At 41.9% G+C, this 9,717-nt stretch carries 6 protein-coding genes and 1 pseudogene; 6 read left to right on the forward strand and 1 reads right to left on the reverse strand.

The window, feature by feature from the left end:
• Positions 1–336: 336 nt before the first annotated feature.
• On the forward strand, positions 337–1,272 hold the full coding sequence (locus AN486_RS24840; protein ID WP_168636097.1) for a glutaminase: 936 nt from the start codon (positions 337–339) through the stop codon (positions 1,270–1,272).
• 414 nt (positions 1,273–1,686) lie between these two features.
• On the opposite strand, the gene AN486_RS24845 is transcribed toward AN486_RS24840, so the two are convergent.
• A complete protein-coding gene (locus AN486_RS24845) occupies positions 1,687–3,030 on the reverse strand; it encodes a hypothetical protein (RefSeq protein ID WP_290602883.1) in 1,344 nt (447 codons plus the stop codon).
• Between the two features lie 530 nt (positions 3,031–3,560).
• On the opposite strand from AN486_RS24845, the gene psaA reads away from it, so the two are divergent.
• The 5 genes and pseudogenes from psaA (at position 3,561) to AN486_RS24870 (ending at position 9,684) form a co-directional block, all read left to right on the forward strand.
• On the forward strand, positions 3,561–5,819 hold the full coding sequence (gene psaA, locus AN486_RS24850) for a photosystem I core protein PsaA (RefSeq protein WP_053538921.1): 2,259 nt from the start codon (positions 3,561–3,563) through the stop codon (positions 5,817–5,819).
• 167 nt (positions 5,820–5,986) lie between these two features.
• Positions 5,987–8,218 (forward strand): photosystem I core protein PsaB, encoded by a 2,232-nt coding sequence (gene psaB, locus AN486_RS24855; protein WP_053538922.1) that lies wholly within the window; start codon positions 5,987–5,989, stop codon positions 8,216–8,218.
• 192 nt (positions 8,219–8,410) lie between these two features.
• Positions 8,411–8,572, forward strand: a pseudogene (locus tag AN486_RS24860) (COP23 domain-containing protein); the annotation flags it as partial.
• Between the two features lie 6 nt (positions 8,573–8,578).
• On the forward strand, positions 8,579–9,232 hold the full coding sequence (locus AN486_RS24865) for a serine protease (RefSeq protein ID WP_290602884.1): 654 nt from the start codon (positions 8,579–8,581) through the stop codon (positions 9,230–9,232).
• On the forward strand, positions 9,118–9,684 hold the full coding sequence (locus tag AN486_RS24870) for an IS982 family transposase (protein WP_233455478.1): 567 nt from the start codon (positions 9,118–9,120) through the stop codon (positions 9,682–9,684). The genes AN486_RS24865 and AN486_RS24870 overlap by 115 nt, the downstream gene beginning before the upstream one ends.
• Positions 9,685–9,717: the final 33 nt, after the last annotated feature.

A 9,717-nucleotide genomic window follows, 5' to 3' on the forward strand; every position in this document is an offset into this window, starting at 1 on the left:
TTATACAATTTGACTCATTGATTTTATTAATGAGTTTAAGTTTTAATGCTGTTTTTAAGTTTATTTCTAGAAGGATATAAGTTATGATTAAGTCTTGATAGACTAACAATAAAATTATATTATATTTTCTGCCAGAAACCACCCTCATTCTTTATTGCTTCTTATTGAGAATGTATCTGAATCAATTTTCCTATCTAAAATTTGTTTTTTTATAGATAAATGTATTCTTTTACTCATTTTTCATCAATTTACCTCCGTAATCACCGTTTGTGACAGTCAAGGGTGCGGAATGTGGGATATAATCCAGATTATCTTCATGATTTGAGGTTTAGGCTTGTGCTAGGAATAAAAAGCATTAATATACATAATTTATCTATCTGGGTAGAACAAGCTAAAACCCAAGCAGCAAAAGGAAAAGTTATTGAACGCATTCCTAAATTAGCTACGGCTAATCCTAACTCATTTGCTGTTTATATAAGTTGTGAATCAGGAGAAAATTATAGTTTAGGAGATACCGATTGTGTATTTCCATTCATGAGTGTCATTAAACCATTTTCTCTACTATACCTGCTGGAATATTACGGGGAAAAACAGGTTTTACAATGGGTTGGGGTTAAACCCTCGGATGCGCCTTTTAATTCTTTATTGCAATTAAAAGAAGATCATGGATATCCTCGCAACCCTATGATTAATAGTGGTGCTATTACTCTTGCTGATAAGCTACCAGGAAAGGATGGACATGAATGTACACAATTGTTTTGTAATTGGTTAAATAAATTAGCAGGTACTCAAATATATATAGACACAGATATTCTAGCTTCAGTTCGTGCTAGTCGCTCCCAAATAAATATAGATATTGCCAACTATCTCTACGAATCGGGAAATTTAAATAATATTGAATTATCTCTAGACGTTTATGAACAAATATGCTGTATATCTGGACGGGTAGAAGATTTAGCTAAACTGGGAAAAATATTAGCCTGTAAAAGCGAATTCATAAATGACAAACACCGTCAAACCGTAAATACGGTGATGTTAACTTGTGGTTTATATGAAGCTTCCGCAGAATATGCTGTGAAAATTGGCTTACCGATAAAATCGGGTATTGGTGGTGGACTTGTCGCCATCATACCAAATCAGGGAGCAATGCCTTCGGCGATCGCTGCTATTGCCAGCTACAGTCCTGCTTTAGATATTGTAGGTAATCCTGTAGCTGGTTTAGCACTCATGGAAACTTTATCTCAAAATTTGCAACTGAGTATTTTTTGTTAGGGACTTCCAAATAAAAAAATACTCAACCACCTAACGCAAAAATCTCTCAAACCCTTATTCCTCTGTGTCCTCTGCGCCTCTGTGGTTCGTTAATCAGGATAATTTATTTCTTGGAAGTCCCTTAAGAGAACTCCACAAAAAGAAATGCCCAATGTCATTATGAACGAAACGAAGTGTAGTGAAGAATCTCTTGAGATGCTTCGTTTCGCTATGGCTAACGCCACGCTCCGCGAACGCTACACTCAGCATGACAAAACAGGATCATTTATTTTGTGGCTTACTCCAATACCTTGTCCATTTTTTGTAGGTCGGGTTAAGCGACAGCGCAACCCGACGCATTTGTTGGGTTTCGTGCCTCAACCCAACCTACAAATCAAGACTTTTTTCAATTTCGACAAGGTATTGTTACTCTAATTACTCTTGAATTTGAGATTGCTTAGATGAACCTGTATCTGGTTTATCCAGATTCAATTCTTTTGTTTCTGTGACTTTAGTTTCTGGAGTTGGTGTAACTTCAGGAACTTTAACTTCGGGAATTGGTTGTTTTTCGACTTTAGTTTCTGGAGTTGGTGTAACTTCAGGAACTTTAACTTCAGGAATTGGTTGTTTTTCGACTTTAGTTTCTGGAGTTGGTGTAACTTCAGGAAGTTTAACTTCAGAAATTGGTTGTTTTTCGACTTTAGTTTCAGGAATTGGTGTAACTTTAGGAACTTTAACTTCGGGAATTGGTTGTTTTTCGACTTTAGTTTCTGGAGTTGGTGTAGCGGTAGATTCAGTACCTGGAATCTTAGCTGTATAAGTTGGGTCTACAATACCCCGAACTTCATCTGCTGTCAATTCCCCTCTGACAATTTTAGAAAGAGTATCTTGACCATTGGGTTGGTAATTAATTAGTCTGATAGTGGTATTAAAGGCATTTTTCACAGGTTGTCCTTCATTATCAAGGAATTCCAGTTTTACCCAAGTTTTACCAGGTTTAAAGCCTTTAAGATAAATAGGTTGCCAACGATCAAGAATAAAGCTTTCACCATTAACTGTACTACGAATGCGCCAATTGCTCATAGTATCGTCAGGATTAGTTTCAGCAATACTGTGCAACGGTGCATTAGTTAGGTAGAAGTCCAGCATAATTGGTTCTGCCCCATAACCACCATTGGGACGACTGTAAGTAAGTAGGGGTAATTTAGAATCTGGGTTGTTTTCTTCAGTTTTCGTCAAAACGTGAAATGTAGTTTGAGCATAAGCACCTTCATTTTTAAAACTTTCATGCCACGGACGAGAAGCAAAAACGCGAAGAGTATGCGTACCGGGGGATAAGTCTGACAATACCACCGACTGATTTAAATCGTAAACAGCTATATAAGGTTGATTGTCTAAAATTAGGTGCAAATGGGGTCCAAGTTGCCATTGAGGGTCTTTAAATATCGGTAAGTCCTTAACCCGCAACTGGACTTTAACTATATTGTCTGGAAGAATTTCATCTACTTGGGGACTAATGATGCTGACTTGAGGTTGATAACCTTCTAGACTGGGACGCAATGCTTGAATAACATCAGGTGGTGCAGTTTCTGAAAAAGTCCCAGAAATTTCTGAGGCTGGGAGCGTTTTCATGAAAGGATTGGTGGATACTTCCTGGCTATTTGCTGCTTCAACACAACTACTTAAGTTGAAAACTAGCACTAATGCAGCAAGCCACTTAATAATTGGGAATCTCTTGGAAAAAAGTTGATCAAAAAATTTTCTGCACCCAGTGTTCATGTTTTTATTCCGTAATAGTTTTTAACAATTAACGCCATTATTGTGACGCAAATTATGGCTCATGGACTATGGATAAGAGCATAAATCTACTACCAAAGTTATAAATTTACCTACTTTTATCTGATTAAAATGTCGAATAAGTGATTTTTTTGACTTATTCTCAGAAAATAAATTTGGTTTCAGACCGCTGATTTTAGATAAAAGTAGCCAAATGGCAGGAGTTTGAGCGGCTTTGCGTATGAATCATAAGTTTTCCAAATTGTTGTTCTTTGTAAATTAAATGAAGAGTCTATTGACTTTTGGACAATGTATAGGAACTTATAAAGCCGATTGGACAATAAATTTGGCTATTTTTAATTATTGTTAACAGGTCTATAACAATGTGCAAGTTCAGACTCTATAATTCAACAGAAACAACTTTTCTTTTCCACACGGCAACCCCATCGCTAGTCCAGACCAATCTGAAAACGGCGACTGTGTTATTCTAGGTGGTATTCATGATTCCCCATTCCTTATAGAGAGGAGGTCGAATGACGATTAGTCCTCCGGAGCGAGAGGAAAAAAAAGCAAGAGTGATCGTTGACAATGACCCGGTTCCTACCTCATTTGAAAAATGGGCAAAGCCAGGACATTTCGACAGATCCTTAACCAGAGGTCCAAAAACCACAACCTGGATTTGGAACCTCCATGCCCTCGCCCATGATTTTGATACACATACAAGCGATTTAGAAGACATTTCCCGCAAGATATTCGCCGCTCACTTCGGCCATTTGGCTGTAGTAGCAATCTGGTTGAGCGGAATGTTGTTCCACGGTGCTAAGTTCTCTAACTACGAAGCTTGGCTGGCTGACCCATTAGGCATTAAGCCCAGCGCCCAAACAGTTTGGTCTATTGTTGGTCAAGACATTTTAAACGGTGATATGGGCGGCGGTTTCCGCGGCATTCAAATCACCTCTGGCTTGTTCCAAGTATGGCGTGGCTGGGGTATCACTAGCTCCTTCCAGCTATATGTAACTGCAATTGGCGGCTTGGTATTAGCAGGCTTGTTCTTATTTGCTGGCTGGTTTCACTACCACAAACGCGCTCCTAAACTGGAATGGTTCCAGAATGTGGAGTCAATGCTGAATCATCACTTATCAGTGTTGCTAGGCTGTGGTTCTTTGGGATGGGCTGGTCACTTAATCCATGTGTCTGCACCCATCAACAAACTGTTAGATGCAGGTGTAGCAGCTAAGGACATCCCTCTGCCTCATGAGTTGCTGTTTGATACAGCAAAAATGGCAGCACTTTACCCTGGTTTCGCCAGTGGTTTAACACCTTTCTTCACCTTAAATTGGGGAGCTTACGCTGATATCCTCACATTTAAGGGTGGTTTAAACCCAGTTACAGGCGGCTTGTGGATGACTGATATTTCTCATCACCACCTAGCGATCGCTGTACTGTTCATCATTGCTGGTCATATGTACCGTACTAACTGGGGTATCGGTCATAGCATTAAAGATATTCTAGAAGCTCATAAAGGTCCTTTCACTGGCGAAGGTCACAAAGGTCTTTACGAAAACCTCACCACTTCTTGGCACGCTCAATTAGCTACTAACCTAGCTTTCTTGGGTTCCTTGACAATCATCATCGCTCACCATATGTACGCGATGCCTCCCTATCCTTACTTGGCAACTGATTACGCAACACAATTGTGTATCTTCACTCACCATATTTGGATAGGTGGTTTCTTGATTGTTGGTGGTGCTGCCCACGCAGCCATTTTCATGGTGCGCGATTACGATCCTGTTGTGAACCAAAACAACGTTTTAGATCGCGTGATTCGTCACCGTGACGCTATCATTTCTCACCTCAACTGGGTTTGTATTTTCTTAGGCTTCCACAGCTTTGGTTTGTACATCCATAATGACACCATGCGTGCCTTGGGTCGTCCCCAGGATATGTTCTCCGACAGTGCAATTCAATTGCAACCAGTATTTGCTCAATGGGTACAAAACCTGCACACATTAGCGCCTGGTAATACAGCACCTAACGCTCTTCAAGTAGTTAGTCATGCTTTTGGTGGTGGAATTGTTGCTATCGGCGATAAGATCGCTATGATGCCCATTACATTGGGTACAGCGGACTTCATGGTTCACCACATTCACGCATTCACCATTCACGTTACTGTTCTCATCTTGCTCAAAGGTGTATTGTACGCCCGTAGTTCTCGTCTGATTCCAGACAAGGCTAACTTAGGCTTCCGATTCCCTTGCGATGGTCCAGGTCGTGGCGGTACTTGCCAAGTTTCCGGTTGGGATCATATCTTCCTCGGACTCTTCTGGATGTATAACTCCTTATCAATTGTAATTTTCCACTTTAGTTGGAAGATGCAGTCTGATGTCTGGGGAACAGTAGATGCAGATGGTACAGTAAATCACATTACTGGCGGTAACTTCGCTGAAAGTGCTATCACCATCAACGGTTGGTTACGTGACTTCTTGTGGGCGCAAGCTACACAAGTAATCAACTCCTACGGAACTGAATTGTCCGCTTACGGACTCATGTTCTTAGGCGCTCACTTTGTTTGGGCGTTCAGCTTAATGTTCCTGTTCAGTGGTCGTGGCTACTGGCAAGAACTAATTGAGTCCATTGTTTGGGCGCACAATAAACTGAAAGTAGCCCCAACAATTCAGCCTCGCGCACTGAGCATCACTCAAGGTCGGGCTGTAGGTGTGGCTCACTACCTATTAGGAGGAATTGCTACCACTTGGGCATTCTTCCACGCACACATCCTTTCAGTAGGATAAGAATCAGTGGAATTTTGGTGAGGCAGCGCGGTCTTGGGGGTTTCCCCCATGAGCGACTGCCGAACCCGTAGGGATTTTGGATTTGAGATTTAATCCAAAATCCAGAATCTAAAATCTAAAATTTTGCTGACAAATAATGGCTAAAGGTCAGAGGACAGATCACACCTATGGCAACAAAATTTCCAAAATTTAGCCAGGATCTCGCACAGGACCCGACTACTCGTCGGATTTGGTATGCGATCGCTACAGGCAACGACTTTGAAAGCCACGATGGCATGACGGAAGAGAATCTTTACCAAAAGATTTTCGCTACGCACTTCGGTCACTTGGCAATCATCTTCCTGTGGGCATCCAGCCTCCTGTTCCACGTGGCCTGGCAAGGTAACTTTGAACAGTGGATTAAAGATCCCCTGCACGTCCGTCCCATTGCCCATGCAATTTGGGACCCTCACTTCGGTGAAGCTGCAATTGACGCTTTCACCCAAGCTGGTGCAAGCAACCCTGTAAACATTGCTTACTCTGGTGTTTATCACTGGTGGTACACCATCGGGATGCGGACAAACAGCGAACTATATACTGGTTCCGTTGGTTTGCTCTTGTTGTCCGCATTGTTCCTATTTGCTGGTTGGTTACATTTACAACCCAAGTTCCGTCCTAGCCTTTCTTGGTTCAAGAGTGCTGAACCCCGCCTAAACCACCACTTGGCTGGTTTGTTTGGTGTTAGTTCTCTGGCTTGGGCTGGTCACTTAGTTCACGTTGCTATTCCTGAATCCCGTGGTATTCACGTGGGTTGGGATAACTTCTTGACTGTAGCTCCCCATCCAGAAGGTTTAACTCCTTTCTTTACAGGTAACTGGGGCGTTTACGCTCAAAACCCTGACACCGCTGGTCAGTTATTTGGTACTTCCACAGGTGCAGGGACTGCGATTCTTACCTTCTTGGGCGGTTTCCACCCCCAAACAGAATCCTTGTGGTTGACTGACATGGCTCACCACCACTTGGCGATCGCAGTTTTGTTCATCATCGCTGGTCATATGTACCGGACTAACTTCGGAATTGGTCACAGCATCAAAGAAATGCTGAACTCCAAATCCGGTTTAGTACCTGGTAGCAAGAGCGAAGGTCAGTTCAACCTGCCCCACCAAGGTCTTTACGACACCATCAACAACTCCCTGCACTTCCAGTTGTCATTAGCTTTGGCATCTTTGGGAACTATCTGTTCCTTGGTAGCGCAGCATATGTACGCTCTGCCTCCTTATGCTTTCATCGCTAAGGATTACACCACACAGGCAGCACTGTACACCCACCACCAGTACATCGCTGGTTTCTTGATGGTTGGTGCTTTTGCTCACGCAGCAATTTTCTGGGTACGTGATTACGACCCCGAACAAAACAAAGGTAACGTCCTTGACCGGATGTTACAACACAAAGAAGCGATCATCTCCCACCTTAGCTGGGTATCTCTCTTCTTGGGTTTCCACACCCTGGGTTTATATGTTCACAACGACGTAGTTGTTGCGTTCGGTACTCCTGAAAAACAAATCTTGATTGAGCCAGTATTTGCTCAATTCATCCAAGCTGCTCAAGGTAAAGCTTTGTATGGCTTGAATGTACTGTTGTCTAACCCCGACAGTATTGCTTACACCGCTTACCCCAATGCTGGTAACGTTTGGTTGTCTGGCTGGTTAGATGCCATCAACTCTGGAACAAATTCCTTGTTCTTGACCATTGGACCTGGCGATTTCTTGGTTCACCACGCTTTCGCTTTGGCTATCCACACCACCACCTTGGTACTCGTTAAGGGTGCTTTGGATGCTCGTGGTTCTAAACTGATGCCCGATAAAAAGGACTTCGGTTATGCGTTCCCCTGCGACGGTCCAGGCCGTGGCGGTACTTGCGATATCTCCGCATGGGACTCTTTCTACCTGTCTATGTTCTGGATGTTAAACACCATCGGTTGGGTAACATTCTACTGGCACTGGAAACACCTCGGTATTTGGCAAGGTAACGTTGCTCAGTTCAACGAAAACTCTACCTACCTCATGGGCTGGTTCCGTGACTACCTCTGGGCTAACTCTGCTCAGTTGATTAACGGTTACAACCCCTACGGCATGAATAACTTGTCTGTTTGGGCTTGGATGTTCCTCTTCGGACACCTCATCTGGGCTACTGGTTTCATGTTCCTCATCTCTTGGAGAGGTTACTGGCAAGAGTTAATTGAAACCTTGGTTTGGGCGCACGAACGTACTCCTTTAGCTAACTTGGTTCGCTGGAAGGACAAGCCCGTTGCTCTCTCCATTGTTCAAGCTCGTGTGGTTGGTTTAGCTCACTTCACTGTTGGCTACATCGTCACCTATGCAGCGTTCCTCATTGCCTCTACGGCTGGTAAGTTTGGTTGATCCTGACTACTGCTTTTAGGTAATTAAAAATCCCCTGCCGTGAGGTGGGGGATTTTTTAATGGGCGGGCAGCCCACCCCACAAGAGATGTAACCTACTAGTCTGTCAACCCGAAAATGACGGGTGAAGGCAAGCAGGGGCAGGGGAGGTAGGGGAGGTAGGGGAGGTAGGGGAGTAGGGGAGTAATAATTTATTATTTACCCTCAAACGTGGAGTTAATCCCAGTGCTACTCTCCGCAGACTCTTAGACCCTCGGGGTTTGGCTGCTGGTAATACACTCAATGAAAGTGCAGGTGACACAATTAATATTGATTTCCAGCTTTACCTCGATAATGCCACTGTTGAACCGGATTAAATTAACATGACTTGGCGGATATTAAAATTTGTCGCCTGTATTGGCGGTTTGTCAATGTTACTTTCAAGTTCGGCAGGAAATATTAGTATTTCTGCTGAAGAAACTAGCACGACAAAACCGCCAATTCCATTATCAGCAGCACAGTTACAGAAAAAAGTGGCGGCTATTACTGTGAAGATATTATCAACAGATTTTTTGGGTTCGGGAATATTACTAAATAAACAAAATTCAGTTTATACAGTATTAACAAATGCCCATGTTTTACGAGCAGATAATCCACCTTATCGCATTCAAACACCAGATGGAGAAATATACAAAGCAGATGTTCCAAAAAATGTGAACTTTCAGAATTATGATTTAGCAATATTGCAATTTTCAACTATTAAAAAAATCTATTCTGTCGCAAATTTGGGTACTGTTCCCACAGTAGGAGATGAGGTATTTATTGCCGGGTTTCCTGTGGGGGAAGAAAGCGAAAAAATCAACTTTGTATTTATTGGTGGTAAAGTATCTTTGGTAGTAGTGGCATCTCTTTTATTGACAGCATGGGTATTCCTATTTGTCATAATAAAAGAGCAAAAAGAAATAAAGTTTTCCGTGGCTTATCGGGCTGGGGCAGGAGTTCTGTGGATTGGTACTTTGGATTTAAACTTCATTTAATTATTAATGAACAAGGCGAATTATTAGCTTTTCAAGTTACTCCCGGAAATGTTGATGACCGGAAACCAGTTCCTACTTTGGCACAAAATTTATGGGGAAGACTTTTTGGAGATAAAGGATATATTTCTAAAAGTTTATTTCAGGAACTATTGGAAAATGATGTGAAATTAATTACTCCTTTTAAGGAGAATATGAAGAATAAATTAGTTGAATTGTGGGAAAAACTTATGTTAAGAAAAAGAGCTTTAATTGAAACTGTCAATGACCAACTATGGCTACGCCACGCAGGCTATCAAAATATTTCCCAAGTTGTTCATTCTCGTCATCGCAGTATTTATAATTTTATGGTTAATATTATTGCTGGTTTAATTGCTTATACTTGGCAAGATAAAAAACCTTCTTTAAAATTAGATAAACATGAAGTAACTTCTCTACCAGCTTTATTAATTTAATTATTTTCATGCAATTAAATTGTGAGTCCAAAA

Source organism: Anabaena sp. AL93, assembly GCF_001672085.1.
GTDB classification, from domain to species: domain Bacteria; phylum Cyanobacteriota; class Cyanobacteriia; order Cyanobacteriales; family Nostocaceae; genus Dolichospermum; species Dolichospermum heterosporum.